This is a genomic window from Kribbella sp. NPDC020701 (assembly GCF_055562215.1).
On record NZ_JBVHFT010000008.1, the window covers coordinates 211,325 to 235,883 of the forward strand.

Below are 24,559 nucleotides of genomic sequence, written 5' to 3' on the forward strand. Positions count from 1 at the left end.
GTCAGCTGGAGGTGGCGGTGAGGCGGGCTCGTTGCTGCTTGGCCAGGTTGGTGAGCAGGTGGGTGTCGGGCTCGAGGTTGGTGCCGAGGGCGCCGGTCTCGCGGACGCTGAGCTCGGCGACCAGGGCGCCGACGACGAAGCTGACCTCGGCGACGGCCACGTTCTGGCCCGCGCCGCCGTCGTACTGGACCTGGGCGTCGCTGAGCGCGCCCGGTACGCCGAAGGACCGCTCATGGGTGTCCTGGCCCCAGAAGCCTTGCTGCAGGTTCCTGGCCTTGGCCACGGAGCCGGTCTTGAACAGCTGGAGCGTGAAGCGCTTCTTCTTGTCCGGGCTGAGCCGGGTCACGCGGTAGCCCTCGACGAAGCTCGCGTTCAGCAGCAGCGCCCGGTCGATCGCGGGCTCGGCGGACCAGCTGTTCAGGAAGGCGGTGGCGGTGAACGGTCCCGTGGTGTTCTGTGTGTCGTCGACGTAGCCGCGAGGGAGCACGGCCAGGCCGGCCAGTGTGCCCTTCGGCGACACCTTGTCCGCCGAACCCGCCAGCGCCGACTTCTTCGCGGCGGGCGTCTGCAGGGTGCCGGCCGAGGTGCCGGTGTGGTTCCCGCAGGAGGTCACGCCGAGCAACAGCAGGCTCACTACAGCGGCAACGCCTGGCGCAGTCCGCGTCACGGTTCTTCTCCGTCCGGCCACTCGCCCCCGAGAGCGCAGATGGCTCCGGACCAGATGTCATCAGAGAAAAGTTAACACCAAGCTAACTATCCCGAGCGTGCCTGCGTGAGAAGGGTCTCGATGCGGCGGCGAGCGGCCTTGGGGTGCAGGGGTTCGCAGCCGGCTTCGACGCAGCGGCGGACCACCTGGGGATCGTCACGGAGCAGCAGCAAGCCGCGGCGGAGCAGCGTCAGCGGGGGTTTGCGACGCTCACGCAGGTCACGCTGGAAACGCCGGACGAACGTGACGAGGCGGTGGTGCCGGACGCAGATCGCGGCAGCGAGCAGGCCGCGATCACGAAGCGCACCGGTGATCTGGTCGGCGAAGATGCCCTCGGCAACGATCAGGGGAGAGTGCCCGGTGGTGACCGGCCGGTGACCGACGGTGCCGTCGGCGGCGATGTCGTAGACGGGCAGCTCCGCGGCACCCGTCGTACACAGCTGCTCCAGTGCCGCGACCGCCCGGTCGCCGTCCCACGAGCGGGGATCGTCCCAGTCCACGATCCCGAGCGGCGACCGCGGCATCGCCTCGTCGTCGCCGTCGCGGTAGAAGTCGTCCAACCGGACCACGGGCAGGGCCACCAGCTCGGCCAGCCGGGACTTCCCCGCACCCGACGGCCCGGCCAGCAACACCACCCGTGAACTCACCGGAGCATTCTGACACTCGCCCCGGCTACTGGTGGTACGGCGCCGACAGCAGGGGCCGGGTGTTGGTCAGGACCTGCTCGTACAGCGCCCGGACCTGGGCTGCCTGCGCGTCCGTCATGACCGAGGGCTCGGGCTTGCCGACCGGGACCTGCCAGGTCGGCGGGGTGTCCGCGCCGGAGAGTGCCCAGGCGGCCTGGCGGGCGGCCCCGAGCGCGACGTACTCGGCCGGCTCGGGGAGCGTGACCTCGGCGCCCAGCAGGGCCGGAGCGAGCGCCTGGACGGCGCGTGAGCGGGCTGCGCCGCCGAGCAGGAGGACCCGCTGGACGGGCAGGCCTTGCGCGCGGAGCGCGTCGACCGCGTCGGCGAGACCGCAGAGCAAACCTTCGACGGCAGCGCGGGCCATCGTCGCGGGCTGCATCGTGGCACGGGTGAGGCCGTAGATCAGGCCGGTCGAATGGGGCAGGTCGGGTGTGCGCTCACCGTCGAGGTAGGGCAGCAGGACCAGCCCGTTGCTCCCGGTGGAGGCCAGGGCGGCGTCGTTGAACGCATCGAGGTCGAGGCCGAGAAGCTCCGCGGTGGCGGACAGCACCCGGGCGGCGTTCAGGGTGCAGACCAGCGGCAGGTACTCGCCGGTGGCGTCGGCGAAGCCGGCCACCAGGCCGCTCGGGTCGGCGGTCGGGTGCGCCGACCGGGCGAACGCCGTACCACTCGTACCGAGGGAGACGGCCACGTCACCCGGCTGCAGATCAAGGCCGAGCGCGGCCGCCGCGTTGTCTCCGGTGCCCGCCGCGATGGCCGCGCCGAACGCGGTCTGCCCGACGACCTCGGCCGGTCCGGCGACGCGCGGCAGGGCGAGCTGCCGGCCGAAGGCGAGCTCGACCAGGTCCGGCCGGTAGCTGTTCGTGGCCGGCGACCACCAGCCGGTCCCGGACGCGTCGCCGCGGTCGGTGGTGATGCCCTCGATGCCGTGCCGATCGGCCGCCAGCCGCTGCGTCATCCAGTCGTGCGGCAGTACGACGGCCGCCGCGCGGGCAGCCGCCTCCTTGTCACGCACCCACCGCAACTTGGTCACGGTGAACGACGGCACCGGTACCGAACCGACCGCCTCGGCCCACGCGCCCGGGCCACCGAGCTCGTCGACGAGCTCGACCGTCGCGTCCGCCGAGCTGGTGTCGTTCCACAACACCGCCGGATGGACGACCTCGCCGGCCTCGTCCAGCAGGACCATGCCGTGCTGCTGGCCGCCGACCGAGATCGCCTCGACCCCGTCGAGCAGTCCGTCGGACGCGATCTCCCACGCCTTCCACCACTCGGCGGGGTCCACCTGGGTCCCGTCCGGGTGCGGCGCCCGGCCCTCCCGCAGTACGGCTCCGGTCTCGGCGTCGCACACAACGACCTTGGTCGCCTGGGTGGAGCAGTCCACACCGGCGACCAACCTCTGCTGAGTCATGGCTCCCAGACTAGAGGGCTTCGAGAGTGGCTCGGGCGCCGATCTCGTGGAGCGACTGGAGGGCGGCCTTGTACTGCGTGACGAACTGGTCGTCGGAGGCGAGGTCACCGAAGAGATCCGGGTCGGAGATGAAGACCAGCGGATCCTCCCGGTTGTGCTGGGCCCGCTCGACCAGCTTGTCGCGGAGACGGTCGACCACCTCGATCGGCTCACCCTGCTCGTCGACGGCTTCGGCGTACCGGGCCCAGGACGCGACGACCAGGACCGAGCGCTTGATCTCGCGTCCGGCCGCCAGTTGCTGGCGGACCACCGGCAGCAGCCACTTCGGGATCCGGTCCGAGCTCTCGGCGCACAGCCGCGCGAGGGTGTCGCGGACCTCCGGGTTCGCGAACCTCTCGATCAGCTGGTGCTTGTACCGGTCCAGGTCGACCCCGGGCACAGGCGGCAGCGTCGGCGCCCCTTCGTCGTCCATATAGCCGAGCAGGAAGTCGACGAACAGCTTGTCCTGGCACACCTCGTGCGCGTACCGGTAGCCGGCCAGGTACCCGAGGTAGCAGAGCGCCTGGTGGCTCGCGTTCAGCAGCCGCAGCTTCATCAGCTCGTACGGCTCGACGTCGCCGACGATCTGTACGCCGACATCCTCGTACGGCGGCCGATCGCCGCCGAAGTCGTCCTCCAGCACCCACTGCGTGAACGGCTCGCACACCACCGGCCAGCCGTCCTCGACGCCGAACCTCTCGGCCAGCGCGGACCGGTCGGTGTCCGTGGTCACCGGCGTGATCCGGTCGACCATGCAGTTCGGGAACCGCACCGCTTCGGCGATCCAGGAAGCCAGCGACGGATCCTTCAACCGGGCGAACGACGTCAGCATCTTCCGCGCGACGTGACCGTTGCCTGGGATGTTGTCGCAGGACATCACCGTGAACGGCGGAATCCCGGCCGCTCTCCGGCGGGCCAGCGCCTCGACGATGAACCCGAAGACACTGACCGGCACAGCGCCCGGTACGAGATCGGCGGTGAGCCCGGGATCGGAGGTGTCGAGCTCACCGGTCACCTGGTTCACGTTGTAGCCGCCCTCGGTGATCGTCAGCGACACGATCCGCGTGGCCGGGTCGACGAGCCGGTCCAGGACCGCGGACGGGTCGTCCGGCGCGAACAGGTAGCCGACGATCGACCCGATCACCCGCGGCTCGAGTGTCCCGTCCGGGTGCTTGATCACCAGTGTGTACAGGTGATCCTGCGCGTTCAGGACGTCGTACATCCGTTTGTCCTGCGGGAGCACACCGACGCCGACGATGCCCCAGTCCAGCGCCTTGCCGTCGGTCATCAGCCGGTCGAGGTACATCGCCTGGTGGGCCCGGTGGAAGCCGCCGACCCCGAAGTGCACGATGCCGGGTCGGACCGTCGTACGGTCGTAGGACGGGACATCCACCTCGTTGCTCAGGGCATCTAATGTGGTCAGGGAGAGCATTTGGGTCACTTTACCGCTCCGAGCGACAGTCCGCGGACGAGTTTGTCCTGGGCCGCGAAGCCTGCGATGAGGACCGGGAGTGATACGAGGGTTGCGGCCGCGCAGAGTTTGGCGAGGAAGAGGCCTTGGCTGGAGATGAATCCGACGAGGAAGATCGGGGAGGTTGCGGCGCGTACCGCGGTGAGGTTCACGGCGAACATGAACTCGTTCCAGCTGAAGATGAAGCAGATCAGGCTGGTGGCCGCGATGCCGGGCATGGTGATGGGGGCGATGATCGAGACCAGGGTGCGGGTGAAGCCGGCGCCGTCGACCTGGGCGGCCTCGAGGATCTCGAAGGGCACTTCGGCGAGGAAGGAGCGCATCATCCAGACCGCGATGGGCAGGTTCATCGAGGTGTAGAGGATGACGAGGGTGTAGATGTTGTCGAGCATCCCGAGGTATTTGACGATCAGGTAGATCGGCAGCAGCGCGGCGATGAGGGGCAGGAATTTGGTGGACAGGAAGAAGAACAGTACGTCGGTCCACTTCTCGATCGGCCTGATGGACAACGCGTAGGCCGCGGGCACGGCCAGGACCAGCACCAGCAGGGTGGAGACGATGCTGGCGGTGGCGGAGTTGATCAGGTACGGAGCGATGTCACGGTTGAAGAGGTCGGCGTAGTTGGAGAAGGTGATCGGGGCGAGCACGGACGGCGGGTTGGTGGCCGCGTCGGCCTCGTGGTGGAACGAGGTGAGCACCATCCAGGCCACGGGCAGGAAGAAGATCAACGTGACGATCCAGGTGCCCAGCGCCCACCAGGGAAACCCCGATCTGTTCGGTTCGGCCCGGCGGCGGTTGCGCCGGCTGGTCCTGGGGGTGCTGGTCTGGGGCTTGTCCACGACGGTGGTCATCGGGAGATCTCCTCCTTGAACAGCGACGAGATGGTGCGCAGGGCGAAGGTGGCCACGATGATCGTGGCGATGACCGTCACGACGCCGGCGGCGGCGGACTCGCCGTACTCGTACTTGCGGAACGTGGTCAGGTAGATCTCGTACGGCAGGTTGGTCGTGGCGGAACCGGGCCCACCCTGGGTGATGGTGTAGATGGCGTCGAACGTCTGCAGGACGTAGATCGAGCCGAGCAGGGCGGACAGCTCGATGTATTGCCGAAGGTGCGGCAGCGTGATGAAACGGAACGTCTGGAAGCTGCCGGCACGGTCGATCTTGGCGGCCTCGAGCACGTCGCCGGGTTGTGACTGGAGCCCGGCCAGCAGGATCAGCATCATGAACGGCGTCCACTGCCACACCAGCGCCGCGATCACCGAGGGCATCGGCCAGCGCGACACGTAGTCGATCGTCGGCCCCTGCTCGGCGCCGAAGAGTTGCCAGATCCAGTTGAGGACGCCGTTGAACAGGCCATAGTCGGGGTTGTACAACGCGTGCTTCCACAGCAGCGCCGCCGCCACCGGCATCACCAGGAACGGTGCGATCAGCAGGGTCCTGGCCAGCCCGCGTCCCGGGAACCGCTTGTCCAGCAGGATCGCGAGCCCGAGCCCGATCAGCACACTGATGACCACCACCGACGCGGTCAGGACGACGGTGTTGACGACCGCGTTCCGCAGCCTGGCATCGCTGAAGACGGTGGCATAGTTCTGCAGACCGGCGAACGATTGGTAGTTGCCCAGCCCCAGGAAGTTCTTCTCGCCGGGTTGCAGGATGTTCCAGTGCAGCGTCGAGATGGCGATCGTCAGCAGGAACGGGATCTGGGTGATGATGATGGTGAAGACCAGCGCGGGAAGCAGCGGACCCCTACGACGCCACTTGTCGCGCGCGGTGGGAGGCTGGGTCGTGGGCGGGGCGGTAGCCGCCGGTGATGCCAGAGCAGTCATGGTTCCTCCAGGTGCGAGACCCCACCGATGACGCAGGGTCCCGGGCTAGGGGCGGACCGGGTGGCGCGGTCCGCCCCGGGGCGGGTCTACTTCTGTTTGCCTGCCACGTCCTCGGCGAGCTTCTGACCCTTCGAGAGGGCTTGCTCGACCGTGCCTCGTCCGGCGATAGCCGCGGCGACGTCTTGGGTCACCTTGGTGCCGAGGTCCTGGAACTCCGGGATGTCGACGAACTGGATGCCGATCGTGGGCCGGGGCTGCACGCCGGGGTTGGTCGGATCGACCTCCTCGATCGACTTCAGCGTCATCTGTCCGAACGCGGCCGAGGCCTTCATGTACTCCGGGATCTCATACGTACTCGCCCGCTTCCCGGCCGGAACACGCGACCAGCCGAGCTTCTCGCCCGCGAGCTTCTCGTAACCCTTGCCTGAGGCCCACAGCATGAACTTCGCGGCGTCGTCAGCCTTCTTCGTGGTCTTCGGCATCACCCACGCCCAGGTCCACAGCCACCCCGACACCTTGGTCTTGTTCACGGGGGCGTAGACGTAGCCGACCTTGCCGGCGACCTTGCTCACGTTGGGGTCCTCGAGCGACCCGGCGGCCGACGTCGCGTCGTACCACATCGCGACCTTGCTCTGGCTCATCGCGTTCAGGCACTCGGTGAAGCCCGCCTGCGAGGCACCCGCCTCGCCATGGGCCTTGAGCAGGTTGACGTAGAAGTTGGTCGCCTCGGTGAACTCCGGGGAGTTCACCTGTGCCTGCCAGTCCTTGGTGAACCAGGTGCCACCGAAGGTGTTGACCACCGTGGTCAGCGCGGCGCCCAGCTCGCCCCACCCCGGCAGACCGCGCAGACAGATGCCCTTCATGCCCGGCGCCGCGCCGTCGACCTTCGCGGCCATGTCGGCGACCTGCTGCCAGGTCGGACGCTCGGGCATCGTGATGCCCTTGCTCGCGAAGATGTCCTTGCGGTACATCAGGAACGACGACTCTCCGTAGAACGGCAGACCGTAGAGCTTGCCGTCCTGACCGGACAGCGACTGCACCATCGGCTTGAGCAGATCCGCCTTGTCGAAACTGCTGTCGCCGTCGGCGTAGGAGCCGAGCTCGTGCAGCCAGTTGTTCTTCGCCCAGATCGGCACCTCGTAGGCGCCCACAGTGGCGATGTCGTACTGGCCGGCCCCCGTCGCAACATCCTGCGTCACCTTGTCACGCAGTTCGTTCTCGGGCAGCACGGTGTAGTTGACCTTGATGCCGGTGTCCTTGGTGAAACTGTCCGCGGTCAGCTTCTGGATGTCCACCATCTGCGGGTTGCCGACCATGAGGACGTTGATGGACTTGTCACCGCCACCGCCGCCACCGCTGCTATCGCCACCGCCACCGGCACCTGCGCAGCCGGCCAGCGCCAGCGCGGCAGCCACCGGCAGGGCCAGCGCGATCGTCCTCGACTTCGTGAACCTGCTGCGCATAGCTACCTCCACCTGATGTTGATCTCTCACGAAGGCCTCGCGCGTCTTCTCGGGCATGGTGCTCCGTCGCTCGTCCTCGCTCAGATGAGCATCACGCTGCTCATCCATGAGTCAACTGTCACCCGAGCGCGTTGTCAAGAGTCTGTGCAACACTAGGGCGGGGGCGTGCTCATATGAGCGGCCTGGACATCGTGGAGGCACCATGGAGCCCTTTGCGGGCGGACCGGCACAGCTCGTGCTGACGGCGTCGATCGCGCGGCGGTACTACGTCGACGGCCGGTCGAAGGTGGAGATCGCCGACGAGTTCCGGCTGAGCCGCTTCAAGGTGGCGCGATTGCTCGACCAGGCCCGCAGCAGCGGGCTGGTGCGGATCGAGATCAGCCATCCGGGCGCCATCGACCTCGACCTCTCCGCGCGCCTGCAGGAGTCCCTCGGTCTGCGGCGGGCGATCGTGGTGGACACTCCCGAAGAGGACGAGGCCGCGCTGCGCACCCAGCTCGGCAAGGCGGCCGCGGATCTGCTCTCCGAGATCGTCACGGCCGAGGACGTCCTCGGGCTCGCGTGGGCCCGGGCGGTCACGGCGATGACCGAGCAGTTGACCGCGCTGGCTCCCGTTCCCGTTGTGCAGTTGACGGGCGCGCTGACCCGGCCGGATGTCGAGGCGAACTCGGTCGAGCTCGTTCGGCACACGGCTCGCTTGTCCGGCGGACCGGCGTACCTGTTCTATGCGCCGTTGGTCGTGCCGGACGCGGCCACTGCGCGTGCCTTGCGTCAGCAGCCGGAGGTGGCCGAGGCGATCAGCCACTTCGACTCGGTGACGAAGGCCGTGGTCGGCCTCGGGTCGTGGGCGGCCGGTCAGTCCACGCTGTACGACGCGATGGACGAGAAGGCCTGTGATCAGCTGCTCAAGCGCGGAGTGGTCGCGGACATCTCCGGGGTGTTCGTGGACACGGCCGGCGAAGCGGTGCAGAGCCGGGTCACCGACCGGGTGATCGCGATCAACGCCGAGCAGATGGACAAGATCGACGAGGTGATCGCGATTCCGTACGGCCTGGCGAAGGTCGACGCGGTCCGGGCCGCGCTGCGCAGCGGCCTGGTGAACGGGATCGTTACCCACTCACCCCTGGCGAAGGCGCTCCTCGACGAGACACACTGACCGGCGATGCCCTCTCAGGTGGAGACCCCGCTGCTCGGCGGTACCGCGAACCGCGGGTTGGTCGTGCGGGTCGGCGATACAGTCCGCCGGCCGCTGCGCGCCAGTAGCACCGCCACCCACGCGCTGCTGCAGCATCTGGAACGGGTTGGATTCACCGGTGCGCCGACGTTCCTGGGCATCGATTCCCAGGGGCGCGAGGTGCTGTCGTATCTGCGCGGGGAGACGGTCACGGCGCCGTACCCGGCCTGGTCGATGACGGATGAGGCGCTCGACAGTGTCGCTGTGCTGCTGCGCTCGTACCACCAGGCGGTCGCGGACTTCACGCCGTCCGGGCTGGACTGGGCCGAGCCGGTGCCGTCGGCGTACGTGTCCGGCCTGATCAGCCACAACGATCCGAACCTCGACAACGTCGTCTTCCGGGACGGCGTCGCGATCGCGCTGATCGACTTCGACCTGGCCGGCCCGGGGTCGGTGCTGTGGGACGTCGCCACCGCGGTCCGCCTGTGGGCCCCACTTCGGCCCGACGCCGACATCGCCGACGTACGACGAGGCCGCACGGTGACCCGCCTCCGGCGTTTCGCGGACGCGTACGGCCTGACCGAATCCGACCGCCGCCGCCTGGTCGATGCGGCCGCCCACAACCACGTCTGGTGCATGGACTACGTCCGCCGCGGCGCCGAAACCGGCCACCCCTGGTTCCGCCTACGCTGGACCACCGGCGAAGCCGAACTCACCGACCGAACCAACCACTGGTTCAAGACCCAGGCGGATGCGCTTCGTCAGGCTCTGCTCTGACAGCCGCGATCTCCCGCTCCGCGTCGGCGACGCCGTCGTAGTACGACTCCTGCTGCCTGCGGATGAAGTGGGGGGTTGGCGTTACTCAGGCGCGCGGGCCTAGGGGGTCTTCGTCGGGTGGGGTGGGGGTGCGGCGGGTGGTGTTGGTGAGGGAGCGTTCGGGGAGCCAGAGGATGAAGGTGCTGCCGACGCCGAGTTCGGAGTGGAGGGCGACGGTTCCACCGTGGGACTCGGCGATCTGGCGGACGATGGCGAGACCGAGGCCGGCCCGCCGCTGACCCGTCGACGGGACGGTCGCGGGATGTTGCCGTTGGCCCGCGCGGAAGAAGCGGTCGAAGACCCGGTCGGCGTCGTCGGCCGCGATGCCCGGACCCTCGTCGCGGACCGCGATCCAGGCCCAGCCGTTGCGACTGCCGACGGCCAGGACCAGTTCGCTGCCACCGCGGGCCAGCCGGACCGCGTTCGAGAGCAGGTTGTCGACCGCGCGCCGCAGCGCCGACGCGTCCCCGGCCGCGGTCGGTCCGGGGGAGAGACGTCGTACGACGTGCAGCTCGCGATCGGCCGCGAGCAGTTCGTACTCCTCGGCCGCTTCGCCCGCGATCGCGGCCAGATCCACGTCCGCGTCGACGAAAGCCGGTGACGACCGCCGCGCCGAGGCGAGCAGATCCTCGACCAGCCGCGTCATCCGCTGGATCGCGCGGCTCACGATCGCGGTCGCCTGGGCGCGGTCCTCCGGTGGGGTGTCGTCATGCGCGAGTACGGCGTCGACGTTCGCCTGGATGACTGCCAGCGGGTTGCGCAGCTCGTGGGACGCGTCGTCGACGAGTTGGCGTTGCGCCACGAATGCGGATTCGAGCCGGCCGAGCATGTCGTCGACGGTGTCGGCCAGGTTCCGCAGTTCGTCCCGCGGTCCGTCCAGCGCGATCCGGCGGGACAGATCGGTCGCCGAGATCTCCTGGGCGGTCGCGGTGATCCGCCGTACCGGCCGGAGCGCCCGCCCCGACAACCACCAGCCAGTGCCGAGGCTGACCAGGAACAGACCGGCCATGCCCGCGGCCGAGTAGTTCCGCAGGCTCTGCAGGGTCTGGTAGTTCACCGCGGACTGGAGGCTGGAGATCTCGGCGGCCTGGATCACCTGGCCCTGCTTGAGATGGAGATTGCCCTGCGGATCCTTGTAGTACTTCTGGACCTCGATCTGGTTCAGCGGCTTCGGGTCGAGAATCTGCGACAGCGCGAGGTACACCCCGCCGAGCAGCAACGCCGAGAGCACGATCAGTACGGCGGAATACGTCACCGTGAGCCGGAACCGGATCGTCTGGGTCCACGGCGGCCGCTTGAGTTTCATGCGTCACCTCTGAGTCGGTAGCCGCGGCCGATGACGGTTTCCAGCACGGGTTCTTCGCCGTCCTGGGTGAGTTTGCGGCGCAGGGTGCCGACGGTCACCCGGACGCTCTGGGTGAACGGATCGGCGTTCTCGTCCCAGACGTGCTCGAGCAGTTCCTCGGCCGAGACGACGTGACCAGGCCGCGACATCAGATACCGCAGTACGCCGAACTCCTTCAACGTCAGCGGGAGCTCGCGACCGGATCGGGTGGCGAGGTGGCGGGACGAGTCCAGGACGAGGTCGCCGACGTGCAACTGCGTGCTGCCGTTGGTCACGTCGCGGCGGAGCAGCGCGCGGATCCGGGCGAGCAGCTCGACCAGTGCGAACGGCTTGGTCAGGTAGTCGTCCGCGCCTTCATCGAGCCCGCGGACCCGGTCGGCGAGGGAGGCACGGGCGGTCAGCATCAGCACCCGCAGCTCCCGGCCGGACGCCACCTCGATCTCGCCCCGCCGGACCGCGCGGCACAGGTCCAGGCCGTTGGTGTCCGGCAGCGTGATGTCCAGGATCGCCAGGTCGTACGCCGTGGTCGCGAGCTTCTCCATCGCCTCGGCCCCGGTCGTCGCCGCGTCGACGGCGTACCCGGCCCGGCCGAGTCCGGAGCGCAACGCGCTGACCAGGCCTTCCTCGTCCTCCACCACCAGTAGTCGCACGCAACCAAGGTAGCGAAGCGGCCCTCGTGATCCGGCCTGCTCTTTCGGCGGACTTTCGATCTGCTTTCCGGTCGTTTTCGCACCCACTTGATGAGCTGAGCACCAATCGATCGAAGGAGATCCGATGAAGAAGCTCATCCTCGGTACAGCAGTCGTCGTCGCAGCTCTCGGTGCCGGTGGGGTCGCCTACGCGGCCGGCAACGACCCGGCACCCGAACAGGGGTACGTCACCGTCGACGAGGACGCCACCACACCGTCGCCCCAGCAGCAGAACGGGACTCGGGAGGACTGCCCCGAGAAGAACGGCGGTCAGGGCCAGGGCACCCAGGGCGAGCAGCCGGCCCAGCCTGAGCAGAACCCGGCCGGGAACGCATGACAGCGGCAACGCTCGAACATGCGTTGTTCGAGGTGAAGAAGGTCGTTGTCGGCCAGGATCACCTGGTCGAGCGGATGCTGGTCGGTTTGCTCGCCCGCGGACACTGTCTGCTCGAAGGTGTGCCCGGTGTCGCGAAGACGCTCGCCGTACGGACGCTGGCGGAGGTGATCGGCGGGAAGTTCGCACGGCTGCAGTTCACGCCCGACCTGGTGCCCGGCGACATCACCGGCACCAGGATCTGGCGGCCGTCGGCCGAGGGGTTCGACACCGAGCTCGGCCCGATCTTCGCCAACCTGGTGCTCGCGGACGAGATCAACCGCGCACCCGCCAAGGTGCAGTCCGCCTTGCTGGAGGCGATGGCCGAGCACCAGGTCAGCATCGGCGGCACCACCTACCAGTTGCCCGAGCCCTTCCTCGTCCTCGCGACGCAGAACCCGATCGAGTCCGACGGCGTCTACGCGCTGCCCGAAGCGCAGCGGGATCGGTTCCTGCTGAAGATCACGGTCGACTACCCGAGCCCGCTCGAGGAGCTGACCATCCTGCAACGGATGAGCGCGCACCGGCCGCACGCCAACGCCGTACTCAGTCCGGAGCAGGTCGCACAGTTGCAGGAGGCAACGGACGACGTCTTCGTCCACAACGCCGTGGCGGAGTACGTCGTACGCCTGGTGCATGCGACCCGGGTGCCGGCGCAGTACGGGATTGACGATCTGGCCGGCGTACTGGAGTTCGGCGCGAGCCCGCGGGCCACGCTCGGCCTGGTCGCGGCCGGGCGGGCGCTGGCCTTGCTGCGCGGTCGGGACTACGTCCTGCCGGCCGATGTGTACGACGTCGCCCTCGACGTGGTGTCACACCGGCTGGTGCTGACGTTCGATGCGCTCGCCGACGGGGTCGACCCGCGCGCGGTGGTCGCCCGGATCCTGCACACCATCGAACAACCCCACGTGGTTCCGGCCGACGACGCGCAGGGCTCCGCGGCGTGATGAGCGGTCCTGATCTGCTGGCCGGTCGCGAGCGGGCGTTGCGTGCGCTGGAGTTGTCGGTGAAGCGCAAGCTGGAAGGGTTCCTGCACGGCGAGATCACCGGCCTGCGCAGCGGTCCCGGCACCGAGCCCAACGAGGCGAGGCCGTACCAGGCGGGCCAGGACGACGTACGACGGATGGACTGGAACGTCACCGCCCGCTCACTGGAACCGCACGTACGGGCGCCGTTGGCCGAGCGTGAGCTGGAGACCTGGGCGCTGCTCGACGCGTCCGCGAGTATGGACTTCGGCACCGCGCTCAGCGAGAAGCGGGATCTCGCCATCGCCGTGGTCGGGGCGGTCGGGCTGCTGGCCGATCGCCCCGGCAACCGGCTCGGCGTACGCGTTGCGTTAGGCAACGAGCTGCGCCGGCTTCCGGCCGCCGGCGGCGCTGTGCAGCTCCGGCGGTCGTTGCGGACCTTGCTGTCGTTGCCTAGGGCAAGTCCGGGCGAGTATCCGCGGACCGACCTCGGCGCCGCGATCACCCGGCTGAACCGTGAGCATCCCCGCCCCGGGCTGCGGGTCGTCGTGTCCGACTTCCATGAGGACGGCTGGGCGGAACCGCTGCGCCGGCTGGCGGCGCGGCACGAGGTGATCGCGGTCGAGGTGCTGGACCCGCGCGAGCTCGAACTGCCCGAGGTCGGCCTGCTCACGCTGGTCGATCCGGAGACCGGCCGGCGGCGCGAAGTCCAGACCGCCGGCAAGAAGCTGCGGCGCCGGTACGCCGAGGCGATGACCGCGCACCGTGAACAGACCAATCAGGCGATCCGGGCCGCCGGTGCCGCGCATCTCGTACTGCGCACCGACACCGACTGGGTCCGTGACGTCGCCGCCTTCGCCACCGCCCGCCGGCGGGCCGGCACCCGGCGGCACCCGACCGGGAGGACCGGTATCCGATGAGATTCGAGCAACCACTGTGGCTCTGGCTGCTGGTGCTGGTCGCCGCACTGGTCGCGGCGTACCTGATCGCCCAGCGCCGGCGGACCAAGTACGCCGTACGTTTCGCGACCCTCCCGATGTTGGAGAAGGTCGCCCCTACGCGGCCCGGCTGGCGCCGGCACGCGCCGGCCGTGGCCTTCCTCGCGGCACTGACCGTGCTGACGATCGCGATCGCGCGGCCGGTCGCGGACATCCGGGTCCCGCGGGAGCGCGCGACCGTGCTCGTCGCGATGGATGTGTCCAACTCGATGGCGGCGACCGACGTGGCGCCGAACCGGTTCGAGGTCGCCAAGCAGGCGGCGGTGGAGTTCGTCCAGGACCTGCCGGCGAAGTTCAACGTCGGGCTGGTGTCGTTCGCCCGGACCGCGACGGTGGTCGCGGCGCCGAGTACGAACCACCAGGCGACCGTGGACGCGATCAACCGGCTGGAGCTGAGTGACAGCACCGCGATCGGGGAGGCCGTCATGACGAGCCTGCAGGCGGTCCGGACGATCGATCCGGACGACCCGCCGCCGAGCCGGATCGTGCTGCTGTCCGATGGCGGCAACACGGCCGGGCGGCCGATCGACGAGGCGGCTCAGGCGGCGGAGCAGGCCGGCGTACCGGTGTCGACGATCGCGTACGGGACGCCGCAGGGCACCGTGAACCTCGAGGGCCGGACCATCCCGGTCCCCGCCGATACCGAGGCGCTGCAAGGCCTCGCCGACGCGACCAGCGGGTCCTTCTACGCCGCCGAGAGTGACGAGCAACTACGCGACGTGTACTCCGATCTGCAGTCCTCCATCGGCTGGACCACCGAACCGCGCGAGATCACCAACCTGGTCGCCGGCATAGCCCTGGCCGCAGCCCTCCTGGCCGCCCTCGCCTCCCTCCTCTGGTTCTCCCGCCTCCCGTAAGCCGTGAAGGAGCCAGCCATGAGCCCTCACCTCGGAAACCCGTTCCGCGGCCCGGATTACGTCCCCGGCCCGCCCCCGGCTTCGCCGTCGTCCGGCTCGCCGGCGACCCCTCCGCCCACCTTCCCCGTCACCCCGGTTGCCGCTTCGGCTCCCCCCTCTCCGGCGGCGGCACCTCCGGCCGGGGTGACGGCCCCTCCCTTCCCTCCCACCCCGGCGAAGCCGGGGCGCCGCGGTGGCCTTGTCGTCGGCACGCTTGCTTTGGCCATCGTCGCGGGTGGGCTGGCCGGCGCGGTGACCGGTTCACGGGATCCGCAGTCCGGGGTGGAGTTGCCGCAGGTGGGGGCTCCGCCGGCGGCGGCGGAAGGGTCGATCTCGGCTGCGGCGGCGAGTGTGTTGCCGGGCGTGGTGTCGGTGCGGGCCGGGCGCGCGACCGGGTCGGGGTTCGCGATCGACCAACAGGGGCACGTAGTCACGAACGCGCACGTGGTGGAAGGAGCGAGCGATGTATCCCTGGTCCTGTCGAACGGACGTACCGTCGACGCGGATGTCATCGGATCCGACGAGAACAACGACCTCGCCGTACTCCAGGTCCCGGCAGCCGACACCGAGGGACTGCGTGCGCTCACGCTCGGCCGGTCCGCACAGTTGCGGGTCGGTGACCCGGTGCTGGCCGTCGGGTCACCGCTCGGGCTGGAAGGGACGGTGACCGCCGGCATCGTCAGCGCGGTCGACCGCCAGGCCCGCTTCGGCGACAACGGCACCCGGCAGTCGGCGATCCAGACCGACGCCGCCATCAACCCCGGCAACTCCGGCGGCCCGCTCGTCAACGCCGCCGGTCAGGTCGTCGGCGTCAACACCGCGATCGCGACCCTCGGCACCTCCCGCTCCGGCAACATCGGCATCGGCTTCGCCATCCCGGTCGACCGGATGACCACGATCGTCGAGGACCTGTTGGACTGACAGCCGCCGGGATCGGACATCTCGTCCTGCGCGGGTGACGCCGGGGCGCCGGATGGCCAGCACAGTGGGCCGGTAACGGCTCGACCAAACCCGGAGGGCGAGATGGGGATGCGCAGGTTCGCATGGCTGCTCCTGGTACCGGCCGCCGTGGGTTGCCAGATCACGACCCCGACCGCCGAAGAGCCCGCGCCCGTGCAGACCACGCCCGCGCCGACCACACCCGCGTCGCTCGACGAGGTCGATCGCGGGGCGATGACCGAGGACGAGCGAGCGGCGGTCGACGCGGTGGACGGATTCTGGCGACGGCACTCGGCCGAAATCCTCGACGAGCCGTATGTCGCGCCGCGCGTCGCCGGTGCGTACGTCGGCACCGACGGACCTTCGTGCGGCGGCGAGCCGTCCGTGGCCTTCAACGCGTTCTACTGCCACCCGGGCGACTTCCTCGCCTGGGACGAGAACCTGATGGCGGCCGGTTACAACCAGATCGGTGATGCCTGGGTCTATCTGATCATCGCCCACGAGTGGGGACACGCCATCCAGGCACGGCTGAACTCCGACCTGGTCTCGGTGCAGGCGGAGCTTCAGGCGGACTGTTTCGCCGGAGCCGCGCTGCAGGGTGCGGCCGACGACGGAGTGCTCACCTTCGAACCTGGCGACGCCGAAGAGCTCGCTCAGACGCTCGCGGCGGTCGCGGATGATTACCCCTGGACGACGGAGCGAGATCACGGCAACGTGCAGCAGCGGACGCAGGCGTTCAGTACTGGCGCCACCGGCGGAGTCACCGCCTGCATTCCGTGATACCCGGCGCGTTCAGGCCGTGCGCCCTACAGTTGGAGGATGGTGTACTTCGGTGGAGTGCTGGGGCTGATCGGGATTCTGACCCTGGTGTTCCGGGACGGGGATGTTGCCGGGCTGCCGGCCGCCGGGGTCGGCGGAGGCCTGCTGGTGCTGGGCCTCGGGATCGGCGCCCTGGGAGTGGTCTGGCGGCGGCGGGCGCGGCGGAAGAAGATCGCGCGGGGCGAACCGGTGCCGGAGGGGGACATCTTCCAACGGGCCCGGGCGCTGCCCCGGCTGCTGCGAGACGTCCGGCAGGGGACGTACGCCGACCTGCCGAAGAACCGGACGTTCCTCTGGGTGCTCGCGATCGTCTACCTGATCTCGCCGATCGACATCCTCCCGGACCTGCTGCCGATCATCGGTGTGACCGACGATGCCGGCGTGCTGGTCTGGCTGCTCACGAGCGTGTCGACGGCGACGGGTCTCTATCTCCACAAGGAACGCGAACGTCAGCGGGAAGGTCTGCCGGGTCCTCGGGATTTCGGTAGCGGCGGAGCCAGTCGGTGATGTCGGCCGCGGCCTCCTCGGGGTGCTCGTAGGCGAACGACTGCAGCGGATCCGTCGACGCCACGGGCTCGACGAGCCGGGCCGCGGCGGGCTCGCCGAGCCGCGTCGCGGCGGCCAGGAGTCTGCCCGCCGCCGCGAGTACCCGCTCGGCCTGGGCCAGCGCCTCGGCCGGATCGTCAACGCTCACAGCGGAAGCGGCCAGATCGGCGACCTCGCAGGCTTGATAGGCCATCGCCAACTGCGCCCGGTTCATCGGAACGCCCGGACGAAGAACAGCGCGGTCATGGCGACGGCCGTGATCAGAACCAGCGTCCGAAGGAAGGGCGCGGGGAGGCGCCGGACCAGGTGGGCGCCGGCGTAGCCGCCGAGGACGGCGCCGGCCAGCAGGGCCACCAGCTGGACAGGTTGGGCGAGGACGTCGGCGGCGAAGACGAAGATGATGGCCGCGGTCAGGTAGACGGCCGCGACCTGGATGACGCGCAGCGGGTTTCCCCGGGCCGGGTCGAGTGACGTGGTCGCGGTCCAGAACGCCAGCATCATCAGGCCGACCGCGCCACCGAAGTACCCGCCGTAGATCGACAGCACGAACTGCCCGGCCAGGATCGCCGCCGGCCCCGGCGTACCGAGCCGCAGCGCTTGGGTCAGTCGCTTGCCGAACGCGAGGACGACGGTCGCGAACGCCAGCAGCCACGGGACCGCGGCCTCGAAAGATGCCGATGGCAACAATAACAGCAACCCGGCGCCGATCGCCCCGCCGAGCACGCTTGCCAGGGTCAGCCGGAGCGGAGATGGCCGGGCGAAGCCCTCCACCTCACGCCGGTAGACCCAGGCGCTGGTCGCGTTACCCGGCAGCAGCGCGACGGTCGTGGTCGCGTTCGCGGTGACCGGCGGCATCCCGGCCGCGACCAGGGCGGACAGGGCCACGAAGCTCCCGCCACCGCCGACGGCGTTCAGCGCGCCGGCCGCGACACCGGCGAGGAGGATCAGCAGCATCCTTCGAGGATCACGGCTCGGCGCGTACTCCACAATGCGCGATCCCCGTAGCCAGCCTCAGGCTGAGACGTAGGCTGAACGCATGCGGTACGACCTGGACGACCTCCGGCTCTTCACCCACGTCGCGGCGGAAGGCTCGATCACCGCCGGCGCGCGGGTGATGCACCTCAGTCTGCCTTCGGCCAGTGCGCGGGTCAGAGCGCTCGAAGCACAGGCCGGCGTACCCCTGCTGGTCCGCGAACGCCGTGGCGTCCGGCTCACTCCCGCGGGCGCCACCCTGGCCCGGCACGCCCGCGAGGTCCTCGCGGAGACGACCCGGCTCGACAGCGCGGTCGCGTCGTACGCCGTCTCCCGGTCCGCACCGATCCGCCTGGTCGCCGGCGGGTCCGCGATGCACCAACTCGTCCCGGTCGCGCTCGCCACGTTCCTCCGCGACCATCCGGAGTACGACGTGAACGTCAGCGAACGCCGCACAGTTCGCAGCGTCCGCATCCTCGCCGCCGGCGAGGCCGACCTCGGCGTCATCCTCGACGACGAACCGACGCCCCTCCCGACCGAACCGCTCGCCGACGACTCCCTGGTCGTGATCGGCCAGGCCGGCGGCATCCTCTCCGGCCGCACCTCGATCGCGTACGCCGAAGTCGCCGAACACCCCCTGGTCGGGCTCGACCGCAACTCCCCACTCACCCAGTGGATGGACGAACGCCTCGGCCCGCACGCCCCGGCACCCCGCTACCGCACCGTCGTACCCACCCTGCACACCCTGATCACGCTGGCGACCGCCGGCGCGGGTCTCGCGATCGTGCCTCGCCGAGCCGTCGACGCCAACACCGCCGTCGAGATCTGCCCGCTGCAGGATTCGTGGTCCACCCGGGCACACCTGCTCTGCTACTCCGCGAACGCTCCTGAGTCCGCCCACCTCCTGGCCGACCACCTGCACGCGGCGGCAAGCCGCTAGCGCTGGAGGCGGCGCGCCATGCCGTCCAGGAGGTAACCCAAACCCAGCTCGAACACCTCGGCGGCGGACCGGTGGCGGGCGTCGTGGATGACCTTCTCGAGGGTGGGGTAGTGCCCGGCCGCGAACGCCCGGGCCAGGTAGGGGAAGGTCTTCGCCTGCCATTCCCGCTCGTCCTGGCCGGTGGCGCGTTCGGCCCTGCGCTCGGTGATCTCCTTGCGCACGGCGCCGATCAGGTAGAGGTCGAGCGCCTCGAGCACGCCCATCATGGTGTCGAGGTCGTCGATCCCGGCGGTCCGGAGCGCGGCCAGGGAGCTCTCGGTGTGCGCGAGGGTCGCCGGGCCGAAGTGCGGGCGGCCACCGAGCAGGTCGGCGAACCACTCGTGCCGCAGGGCAGCGTCCCGGATCCCGTTCGCGATCGACCACAGCACGTCGGCCCAGGTCGGACCCGTCGGCGCCGGGAGCTCGCCGTACACGGCGTCGACCATCAGCTCGAGCAGCTCTTCCTTGGTGTCGACGTACCGGTAGAGCCGCATCGGGCCTGCGTCGAGCGCGCCGGCGACCTTCCGCAGTGACACCGATTCCAGGCCCTCGGCATCGGCCAGCGTGATGGCGGCACGCACGATCCGCTCCCGGCTCAAGGGGCTCGGTGCACGTCGCTCCGGCGGCTCGGGCCGCTCCCAGACGAGTGGGCTGTCTGTCACCTCATACCTCCGAGCCTTGAACAATACACCGCCTCAAGCGATACAGTGTATCGAAAAATACGGCGTATCGAACGGAGTCATCATGATCGCGATCATCGGAGGTGGCCCCGGCGGCCTCACCCTCGCGCGGGTTCTGCACGTCCACGGCATCGACGCCGTCGTGTTCGAGCGCGACGCCGGACCTGAGGCCCGTGCCCAGGGCGGCATGCTCGACCTGCACACCGACACCGGCCAGGCCGCTCTGCGCGCCGCCGGCCTCGAGCAGCAGTTCCTCGCGGTGGCGCGCCGCGAAGGCCAGGACATGCGGCTGCTGGATCACACCGGCACGCTGCTGCTCCAGGAGGACACCCCGGACGATGCGCCGATGGCCCGCCCGGAGATCGACCGGGCGGATCTGCGAGACCTGTTGCTCGCCTCGCTGCCGCCCGGCAGGGTGCGCTGGGGCAGCGCCTTCGACCGCGCGGAAGCACGGGCCGGTGGGTACGTCGTGTTCCTCGACGACGGCAGCGAGGTCGAGTGTGACCTGCTCGTCGGTGCGGATGGCGCCAACTCCCGCGTTCGCCCGCTGGTCACCGATGCCCGGCCCGTCTACGGCGGCAGCACTGCGATCGACAGCGCCATCCACGATGCCGACCGCACCCAGCCCGAACTAGCCGCGATGGTTGGCCGCGGCAACTACTGGGTGTTCGGCCAGGACCGGCACCTGGCCGCCCAGCGCAACGGCGACGGCACCATCCGGGTCGGCATCTCGCTCCAAGGCACTCCCGATCTCGACAGTGACCTGCTCGACGGCTGGCATCCTCGGTTCCGTCGACTGTGGGCCGCTCGTGACGAGCCGGTCGTGGTGCGGCCGGTCAACGTGCTGCCGATCGGCCTGACCTGGCCGCGCCGGCCCGGTGTCACCCTGCTCGGCGACGCCGCCCATCTGATGCGACCGGTCGGCCAGGGGGCCAACCTGGCCATGCTGGATGCCGCCGACCTCGGCCGGGCCATCGCAGCACACCCGGGCGATCCGGATGCCGCGGTGGCGGACTACGAACCGGCGATGCTGTCCCGCGCCGCCGAGACCGCGAAGCGGTCGGCAGCGGTCTCGGAGCTGATGATCGGCCCGGACGCAGCGCAGAACATACTGCGATTCTTCCAGCCGGACCCGTCGACTAGCGTGCAGGCATGACTGTGTCATTGCCGCGCCTCCGGCGCGGCGGGTCATGGGGCTTTGACTCCCGCCCTTCCCTCGTCGCTCCAGTCGCTGCGCTCCCTACGCTCCTCAGTCCAGGGCGGGAGGCCCCATGACCGTGTCATTGCCGCGCCTCCGGCGCGGCGGGTCATGGGGCCTTGACTCCCGCCCTTCCCTCGTCGCTCCAGTCGCTGCGCTCCCTACGCTCCTCAGTCCAGGGCGGGAGGCCCCATGACCGGGGACATCCCCTTGCAGGCGTTCAGTGTGTTGCTGCACAGCAGCAACATCGCCACGGTCTGCCGGGCGCTGAACATGTACCAGGTGGCCGCGGCCTACACGCGGTTGAGCGGCGGGAACCCGCTGGAGCCGCTCGGCGGTGAGGTACGGGTGGTTGCCCGGGAGATCTTGTCCCGCCCACCGGCGGATGACCCGGATATCCAAGCGGGGTTCGACCATCAGAGTGCGTTGAACGTGCTCACGAGTCTTGCGCAACCCGAGGACGCCGAACTGATCGCTCACGTCCTCGAAACCACTACCAGCGCCGAGGTCAAGGCAGTCGCACAGCTCGCCGCCGCGGCCGTACCCACCGAGGAGAACCATGCCCGCCCTGACAGTGAGTGAAGCCCGCGAGCGCGCGGCCGGAGTGACCGTGCGCTCGGCCGAGGTCGCCTTCGATCTGACCGATGGCGGGACGACCTTCGGCGTGGTGAGCACGCTGAAGTTCGCGGCCACGGCCGAGGTGAGCTGGGTGGACGTGAAGCCGGAGCGGCTGATCAGTGTCGTGCTGAACGGGCGGAAGTTGGACCCGAAGCTGTTGGACGACGGCCGTTTTCCACTGAGCGGGCTGCAGGCGGAGAACGAGCTCGTGGTGACTGCCGAAATGAGGTACTCCGCGGACGGCGAAGGCTTGCAGCGGTCCGTCGACGCCGCTGACGGGCGGGTCTACACCTACGGCATGTCGTCGCTGGAGTCGGCGCCGCGCTACTTCCCGTGTTTCGATCAGCCTGATCTGAAGGCGCCGTACGCGATCTCGGTGACGTGCCCCGAGGACTGGGTGGTGATGGGCAACGGCGCTGCCACCCGGACCGCTCCGGGGGAGTGGACGCTCGCGGAGACCAAGCCGCTGTCGACGTACTTCGTCACGATCGTCGCCGGCCACTACCACCAGATCAGGAGCGAGTACGACGGGATCCCGCTCGGACTCGCCTGCCGACAATCGCTGAAGGAGTCCCTCGAGCGGGACGCGGACGACCTGTTCCGAACCACCCGGGAGGCTTTCGACGAGTACCACCGGATGTTCCGGCAGCGGTACCCGTTCGGTGAGTACTGGCAGGCGTTCGTACCGGACTTCAACCTCGGCGCGATGGAGAACCCGGGCTGCGTGACGTTCGCCGACCACCTGGTCTTCCGCAGCCAGGCGACCGAGGCCGAACGCAGTACCCGCGCCCGGATCATCGTCCACGAGATGGCGCACATGTGGTTCGGTGACCTGGTCACGATGAAGTGGTGGAACGACATGTGGCTGAACGAATCGTTCGCGGAGTACATGGCGCACCGTGTGTCGGAGGACGCGACCAGCTACGGCGGCAACTGGACAGACTTCGCCTTCGTGCGTAGGTGGTGGGGACTGCAGACGGACCAGAGCAGCTCGACGCACCCGGTCGCGCCGGACAGCCTGAAGGACGCGCGCCAGTCGCTCGACGACTTCGACGGGATCTCGTACGCCAAGGGCGCCGCAGTGCTCAAGCAGCTGGCCAAGTACCTCGGCGACGACGTGTTCCTGAAGGGTGTCAACGCGCATCTCGAGGCCCACGAGTACGGCAACGCCGACCTGCACGAGTTCATCGAGAAGCTCACCGAGGCCGGCGCGAAGGACTTGGACAACTGGTCCGCGCAGTGGCTGCGGACGTCCGGCCTGGACACGATCACGGTCGAGCGCACAGCCAAAGGCGGCGTCCTGCACCGCGAGAGCCCGGACGGCTCGCGCCGGCTGCACAAGCTGAGCGTCGGCGGGTACGACGAGAGCGGGGCCGCGTCGATCGTCGACGTCGTCCTCGACCAGGATGCCGTGGAAGTTGCGCTCGGCAACGATCTCGCGGTGATCGTGCCGGACGCGAACGACGACACCTGGGCGAAGATCCGGCTCGATGCCACGAGCCTCGCGAACCTCCCGGCCGTGCTGCCGAAGATCGCCGACGGCACCACCCGCGCCGTGATCTGGAACGCGATCCGTGACTCCACGATGAGCGCCGAGCTGGACCCGCGCCAGGCCCTCGAACTGTTCATCACGGCACTGCCGCACGAGGACAGCGACATCGCCGTCGGCTCGCTCGCCCGCTGGGTCGAAGAGCGGCTCCTCGGCAGCTACCTTCCGTACGACGAATTTCGCGGCCCGGTCGCCGATGCCCTGAGCAGCAAGCTGGCGAGCACCGCGCCAGGCAGTAGCCTGCAGCTGGTCACCGCGCGCGGGGTCATCGCGACCACGGACGACGCGGACCTGCCGAGGTCCTGGCTCGAGGGCTTGGAGGTCCCGGCCGGCCTGGAGATCGACGCGGATCTTCGCTGGTCGCTGGTTCTTCGGCTCGTGCAGCTGGGGGCGTACGGCGCGGCGGAGATCGATGCCGAACTCGCCCGCGACACGTCGACCGAGGGCGTCAACCAGGCCGCCCGGTGTCGGGCCGCCTTGCCGGACGGCAAGGAAGCCGCGTGGACGCGGATCATGACGGACCCGGCGATCGGGGTGAAGGAGTTGCTGGCCACGGCCGAGGGCTTCTGGCACCCGGGTCAGGCCGCGATCACCGCGCCGTACGTGCAGCGGTTCTTCACCGACATCCCGCGGACCGTCGAGATCCGGTCCGGCATGGTGGTCGGGCTGACGGTGCACCGGATCGCGCCGCGGTACGCGATCGACGCGGACCTGATCGCCCCGGCCGAGGCACTGATCTCCGACGAGAGCGTCGGTCCGGCCATCCGCCGGCAGACCGCCAACTTCCTCGACGATCTGCGCCGGGCGGTGGAGGTACGCCGTACGTTCGGTTAGTCAGCGCACCGTGAGGCGTTCGGCGACGGCCTTGCGGGCCTGGTGGATCCGGGCCTTGACCGTGCCGAGCGGGACATCGAGCTCGTCCGCGATCTCGGCGTACGTCAACGCGCCCAGGTCGCGCAGTACCAGCGGCTGGACCAGCTGGGGATGGCTGGACTCGAGCGACTCCAGCGCCTCCAGCAGGTCCAGCCGGGAGCCCGCGATCACCGAGGTCGTCCGTGGGTCGGCGGACTCGGGCAGGACCTCGGCGGACTGCTCGACCGAGCGCCGCTTCAGCGAGCGGTAGGTCTGCCGGGCCTGGTTGGTGGCCACGATGGTGACCCAGCCGGCGAACGTGCCGGTGCCCTTGAAGGTGTGGATCTTGTTGGCCACCTGGAGCAAAGTGTCCTGGACCGCTTCCTCGGCGTCCTCGCGGTACGGCAGGAACTTGGCCACCCGGCGCTGCACCTGCGGCCGGATCGCCTGCAGGAGTTGCGGCAGGACGGTCTGATCCCCCGTGGCGGCACGGGTGGCCAGATCTTCCAGCTCCTCGTTCATGCTCCCCCAGTGTCTGTTCCCACCA

The 24,559-nt window shown here is 69.5% G+C and carries 25 protein-coding genes; 13 read left to right on the forward strand and 12 right to left on the reverse strand.

Translation table 11 applies throughout. The annotated features are described in order from the left end of the window. Nucleotide 1 precedes the first annotated feature (1 nt). The 7 genes from ACZ3HV_RS20975 to ACZ3HV_RS21005 form a co-directional block, all read right to left on the reverse strand. The gene (locus ACZ3HV_RS20975) at nucleotides 2-667 is read right to left on the reverse strand and encodes a hypothetical protein (RefSeq protein ID WP_465686652.1); all 666 of its coding nucleotides are present in this window, start codon (nucleotides 665-667) and stop codon (nucleotides 2-4) included. A gap of 86 nt (nucleotides 668-753) precedes the next feature. Next, nucleotides 754-1,353, reverse strand: a complete 600-nt coding sequence (locus tag ACZ3HV_RS20980; RefSeq protein ID WP_465686653.1) for a uridine kinase family protein — start codon at nucleotides 1,351-1,353, stop codon at nucleotides 754-756. A gap of 25 nt (nucleotides 1,354-1,378) precedes the next feature. Then, nucleotides 1,379-2,803, reverse strand: coding sequence for a xylulokinase (gene xylB / locus ACZ3HV_RS20985; RefSeq protein ID WP_465686654.1), 1,425 nt, complete (start codon nucleotides 2,801-2,803; stop codon nucleotides 1,379-1,381). A 10-nt stretch (nucleotides 2,804-2,813) separates the two neighbouring features. Then, entirely contained in the window at nucleotides 2,814-4,274 is a 1,461-nt protein-coding gene (locus tag ACZ3HV_RS20990) for a mannitol dehydrogenase family protein (RefSeq protein WP_465686655.1), read from the reverse strand. Nucleotides 4,275-4,279: 5 nt separating this feature from the next. After that, nucleotides 4,280-5,164, reverse strand: a complete 885-nt coding sequence (locus tag ACZ3HV_RS20995) for a carbohydrate ABC transporter permease (RefSeq protein ID WP_465686656.1) — start codon at nucleotides 5,162-5,164, stop codon at nucleotides 4,280-4,282. Beyond that, nucleotides 5,161-6,141 (reverse strand): carbohydrate ABC transporter permease, encoded by a 981-nt coding sequence (locus ACZ3HV_RS21000; protein ID WP_465686657.1) that lies wholly within the window; start codon nucleotides 6,139-6,141, stop codon nucleotides 5,161-5,163. The genes ACZ3HV_RS20995 and ACZ3HV_RS21000 overlap by 4 nt, the downstream gene beginning before the upstream one ends. Nucleotides 6,142-6,227: 86 nt before the next feature. Next, on the reverse strand, nucleotides 6,228-7,712 hold the full coding sequence (locus ACZ3HV_RS21005) for an ABC transporter substrate-binding protein (protein WP_465686658.1): 1,485 nt from the start codon (nucleotides 7,710-7,712) through the stop codon (nucleotides 6,228-6,230). 94 nt (nucleotides 7,713-7,806) lie between these two features. On the opposite strand from ACZ3HV_RS21005, the gene ACZ3HV_RS21010 reads away from it, so the two are divergent. Continuing rightward, nucleotides 7,807-8,760 carry a sugar-binding transcriptional regulator gene (locus ACZ3HV_RS21010; RefSeq protein WP_465686659.1) on the forward strand — a complete coding sequence of 318 codons (954 nt, stop codon included), beginning with the start codon at nucleotides 7,807-7,809 and terminating at the stop codon, nucleotides 8,758-8,760. Between the two features lie 6 nt (nucleotides 8,761-8,766). After that, nucleotides 8,767-9,555 (forward strand): phosphotransferase, encoded by a 789-nt coding sequence (locus ACZ3HV_RS21015; RefSeq protein WP_465686660.1) that lies wholly within the window; start codon nucleotides 8,767-8,769, stop codon nucleotides 9,553-9,555. Nucleotides 9,556-9,640: 85 nt separating this feature from the next. Here the strand turns inward: ACZ3HV_RS21015 and ACZ3HV_RS21020 are convergent, their stop codons facing one another. Continuing rightward, nucleotides 9,641-10,900, reverse strand: coding sequence for a sensor histidine kinase (locus tag ACZ3HV_RS21020; protein WP_465686661.1), 1,260 nt, complete (start codon nucleotides 10,898-10,900; stop codon nucleotides 9,641-9,643). Then, nucleotides 10,897-11,589 (reverse strand): response regulator transcription factor, encoded by a 693-nt coding sequence (locus tag ACZ3HV_RS21025; protein WP_360363263.1) that lies wholly within the window; start codon nucleotides 11,587-11,589, stop codon nucleotides 10,897-10,899. The genes ACZ3HV_RS21020 and ACZ3HV_RS21025 overlap by 4 nt, the downstream gene beginning before the upstream one ends. A 124-nt stretch (nucleotides 11,590-11,713) precedes the next feature. On the opposite strand from ACZ3HV_RS21025, the gene ACZ3HV_RS21030 reads away from it, so the two are divergent. The 7 genes from ACZ3HV_RS21030 to ACZ3HV_RS21060 all read left to right on the forward strand — a co-directional run bounded on the left by ACZ3HV_RS21030 (nucleotide 11,714) and on the right by ACZ3HV_RS21060 (nucleotide 17,125). Continuing rightward, nucleotides 11,714-11,965 (forward strand): hypothetical protein, encoded by a 252-nt coding sequence (locus ACZ3HV_RS21030; protein WP_465686662.1) that lies wholly within the window; start codon nucleotides 11,714-11,716, stop codon nucleotides 11,963-11,965. Continuing rightward, nucleotides 11,962-12,948: an AAA family ATPase gene (locus ACZ3HV_RS21035; RefSeq protein ID WP_465686663.1), complete on the forward strand. Its 987-nt coding sequence runs from the start codon at nucleotides 11,962-11,964 to the stop codon at nucleotides 12,946-12,948. Before ACZ3HV_RS21030 ends, ACZ3HV_RS21035 begins: the two co-directional genes overlap by 4 nt. Next, nucleotides 12,948-13,886, forward strand: coding sequence for a DUF58 domain-containing protein (locus tag ACZ3HV_RS21040; RefSeq protein WP_465686664.1), 939 nt, complete (start codon nucleotides 12,948-12,950; stop codon nucleotides 13,884-13,886). The genes ACZ3HV_RS21035 and ACZ3HV_RS21040 overlap by 1 nt, the downstream gene beginning before the upstream one ends. Then, nucleotides 13,883-14,821: a VWA domain-containing protein gene (locus tag ACZ3HV_RS21045; RefSeq protein ID WP_360381236.1), complete on the forward strand. Its 939-nt coding sequence runs from the start codon at nucleotides 13,883-13,885 to the stop codon at nucleotides 14,819-14,821. Before ACZ3HV_RS21040 ends, ACZ3HV_RS21045 begins: the two co-directional genes overlap by 4 nt. A gap of 18 nt (nucleotides 14,822-14,839) precedes the next feature. Then, the gene (locus tag ACZ3HV_RS21050; protein ID WP_465686665.1) at nucleotides 14,840-15,781 is read left to right on the forward strand and encodes a S1C family serine protease; all 942 of its coding nucleotides are present in this window, start codon (nucleotides 14,840-14,842) and stop codon (nucleotides 15,779-15,781) included. Between the two features lie 108 nt (nucleotides 15,782-15,889). Further along, nucleotides 15,890-16,579 carry a neutral zinc metallopeptidase gene (locus ACZ3HV_RS21055; protein ID WP_465686666.1) on the forward strand — a complete coding sequence of 230 codons (690 nt, stop codon included), beginning with the start codon at nucleotides 15,890-15,892 and terminating at the stop codon, nucleotides 16,577-16,579. Nucleotides 16,580-16,618: 39 nt separating this feature from the next. Further along, entirely contained in the window at nucleotides 16,619-17,125 is a 507-nt protein-coding gene (locus tag ACZ3HV_RS21060; protein WP_465686667.1) for a YkvA family protein, read from the forward strand. Between the two features lie 249 nt (nucleotides 17,126-17,374). On the opposite strand, the gene ACZ3HV_RS21065 is transcribed toward ACZ3HV_RS21060, so the two are convergent. Further along, complete coding sequence (locus ACZ3HV_RS21065; RefSeq protein WP_465686668.1) at nucleotides 17,375-18,118, reverse strand: sulfite exporter TauE/SafE family protein; 744 nt, start codon at nucleotides 18,116-18,118, stop codon at nucleotides 17,375-17,377. 82 nt (nucleotides 18,119-18,200) lie between these two features. Here ACZ3HV_RS21065 and ACZ3HV_RS21070 point away from each other — a divergent pair, with 82 nt between their 5' ends. Next, on the forward strand, nucleotides 18,201-19,076 hold the full coding sequence (locus tag ACZ3HV_RS21070) for a LysR family transcriptional regulator (protein ID WP_465686669.1): 876 nt from the start codon (nucleotides 18,201-18,203) through the stop codon (nucleotides 19,074-19,076). Here the strand turns inward: ACZ3HV_RS21070 and ACZ3HV_RS21075 are convergent. Beyond that, entirely contained in the window at nucleotides 19,073-19,777 is a 705-nt protein-coding gene (locus ACZ3HV_RS21075; RefSeq protein ID WP_465686670.1) for a TetR/AcrR family transcriptional regulator, read from the reverse strand. The genes ACZ3HV_RS21070 and ACZ3HV_RS21075 overlap by 4 nt on opposite strands. An 82-nt stretch (nucleotides 19,778-19,859) precedes the next feature. Between ACZ3HV_RS21075 and ACZ3HV_RS21080 the strand changes: the two genes are divergently transcribed. From ACZ3HV_RS21080 to pepN, 3 genes are all read left to right on the forward strand, one after another. Beyond that, a complete protein-coding gene (locus tag ACZ3HV_RS21080) occupies nucleotides 19,860-20,951 on the forward strand; it encodes an FAD-dependent oxidoreductase (protein WP_465686671.1) in 1,092 nt (363 codons plus the stop codon). Between the two features lie 234 nt (nucleotides 20,952-21,185). After that, on the forward strand, nucleotides 21,186-21,575 hold the full coding sequence (locus ACZ3HV_RS21085) for a hypothetical protein (protein WP_360377864.1): 390 nt from the start codon (nucleotides 21,186-21,188) through the stop codon (nucleotides 21,573-21,575). Next, nucleotides 21,553-23,994 carry an aminopeptidase N gene (gene pepN, locus ACZ3HV_RS21090; RefSeq protein WP_465686672.1) on the forward strand — a complete coding sequence of 814 codons (2,442 nt, stop codon included), beginning with the start codon at nucleotides 21,553-21,555 and terminating at the stop codon, nucleotides 23,992-23,994. The genes ACZ3HV_RS21085 and pepN overlap by 23 nt, the downstream gene beginning before the upstream one ends. Here pepN and ACZ3HV_RS21095 read toward each other — a convergent pair whose 3' ends face one another. After that, complete coding sequence (locus ACZ3HV_RS21095) at nucleotides 23,995-24,534, reverse strand: RNA polymerase sigma factor (RefSeq protein ID WP_465686673.1); 540 nt, start codon at nucleotides 24,532-24,534, stop codon at nucleotides 23,995-23,997. Between the last annotated feature and the right edge of the window lie 25 nt (nucleotides 24,535-24,559).

What these genes read in the sequence shown, in the direction of transcription:
- ACZ3HV_RS21050 (WP_465686665.1), top strand. Translation starts at nt 14,840, where the DNA reads ATGAGCCCTCACCTCGGAAACCCGTTCCGCGGCCCGGATTACGTCCCC.
- ACZ3HV_RS21010 (WP_465686659.1), top strand. Translation starts at nt 7,807, where the DNA reads ATGGAGCCCTTTGCGGGCGGACCGGCACAGCTCGTGCTGACGGCGTCG.
- ACZ3HV_RS21085 (WP_360377864.1), top strand. Translation starts at nt 21,186, where the DNA reads ATGACCGGGGACATCCCCTTGCAGGCGTTCAGTGTGTTGCTGCACAGC.
- ACZ3HV_RS21040 (WP_465686664.1), top strand. Translation starts at nt 12,948, where the DNA reads ATGAGCGGTCCTGATCTGCTGGCCGGTCGCGAGCGGGCGTTGCGTGCG.
- ACZ3HV_RS21000 (WP_465686657.1), bottom strand. Translation starts at nt 6,141, where the DNA reads ATGACTGCTCTGGCATCACCGGCGGCTACCGCCCCGCCCACGACCCAG.
- ACZ3HV_RS21035 (WP_465686663.1), top strand. Translation starts at nt 11,962, where the DNA reads ATGACAGCGGCAACGCTCGAACATGCGTTGTTCGAGGTGAAGAAGGTC.
- ACZ3HV_RS21020 (WP_465686661.1), bottom strand. Translation starts at nt 10,900, where the DNA reads ATGAAACTCAAGCGGCCGCCGTGGACCCAGACGATCCGGTTCCGGCTC.
- ACZ3HV_RS21045 (WP_360381236.1), top strand. Translation starts at nt 13,883, where the DNA reads ATGAGATTCGAGCAACCACTGTGGCTCTGGCTGCTGGTGCTGGTCGCC.
- ACZ3HV_RS21055 (WP_465686666.1), top strand. Translation starts at nt 15,890, where the DNA reads ATGCGCAGGTTCGCATGGCTGCTCCTGGTACCGGCCGCCGTGGGTTGC.
- ACZ3HV_RS21030 (WP_465686662.1), top strand. Translation starts at nt 11,714, where the DNA reads ATGAAGAAGCTCATCCTCGGTACAGCAGTCGTCGTCGCAGCTCTCGGT.
- ACZ3HV_RS21065 (WP_465686668.1), bottom strand. Translation starts at nt 18,118, where the DNA reads ATGCTGCTGATCCTCCTCGCCGGTGTCGCGGCCGGCGCGCTGAACGCC.
- ACZ3HV_RS21080 (WP_465686671.1), top strand. Translation starts at nt 19,860, where the DNA reads ATGATCGCGATCATCGGAGGTGGCCCCGGCGGCCTCACCCTCGCGCGG.
- ACZ3HV_RS20995 (WP_465686656.1), bottom strand. Translation starts at nt 5,164, where the DNA reads ATGACCACCGTCGTGGACAAGCCCCAGACCAGCACCCCCAGGACCAGC.
- pepN (WP_465686672.1), top strand. Translation starts at nt 21,553, where the DNA reads ATGCCCGCCCTGACAGTGAGTGAAGCCCGCGAGCGCGCGGCCGGAGTG.
- ACZ3HV_RS21015 (WP_465686660.1), top strand. Translation starts at nt 8,767, where the DNA reads ATGCCCTCTCAGGTGGAGACCCCGCTGCTCGGCGGTACCGCGAACCGC.
- ACZ3HV_RS21005 (WP_465686658.1), bottom strand. Translation starts at nt 7,712, where the DNA reads ATGGATGAGCAGCGTGATGCTCATCTGAGCGAGGACGAGCGACGGAGC.
- ACZ3HV_RS21060 (WP_465686667.1), top strand. Translation starts at nt 16,619, where the DNA reads ATGGTGTACTTCGGTGGAGTGCTGGGGCTGATCGGGATTCTGACCCTG.
- ACZ3HV_RS21070 (WP_465686669.1), top strand. Translation starts at nt 18,201, where the DNA reads ATGCGGTACGACCTGGACGACCTCCGGCTCTTCACCCACGTCGCGGCG.
- ACZ3HV_RS21095 (WP_465686673.1), bottom strand. Translation starts at nt 24,534, where the DNA reads ATGAACGAGGAGCTGGAAGATCTGGCCACCCGTGCCGCCACGGGGGAT.
- ACZ3HV_RS20990 (WP_465686655.1), bottom strand. Translation starts at nt 4,274, where the DNA reads ATGCTCTCCCTGACCACATTAGATGCCCTGAGCAACGAGGTGGATGTC.
- xylB (WP_465686654.1), bottom strand. Translation starts at nt 2,803, where the DNA reads ATGACTCAGCAGAGGTTGGTCGCCGGTGTGGACTGCTCCACCCAGGCG.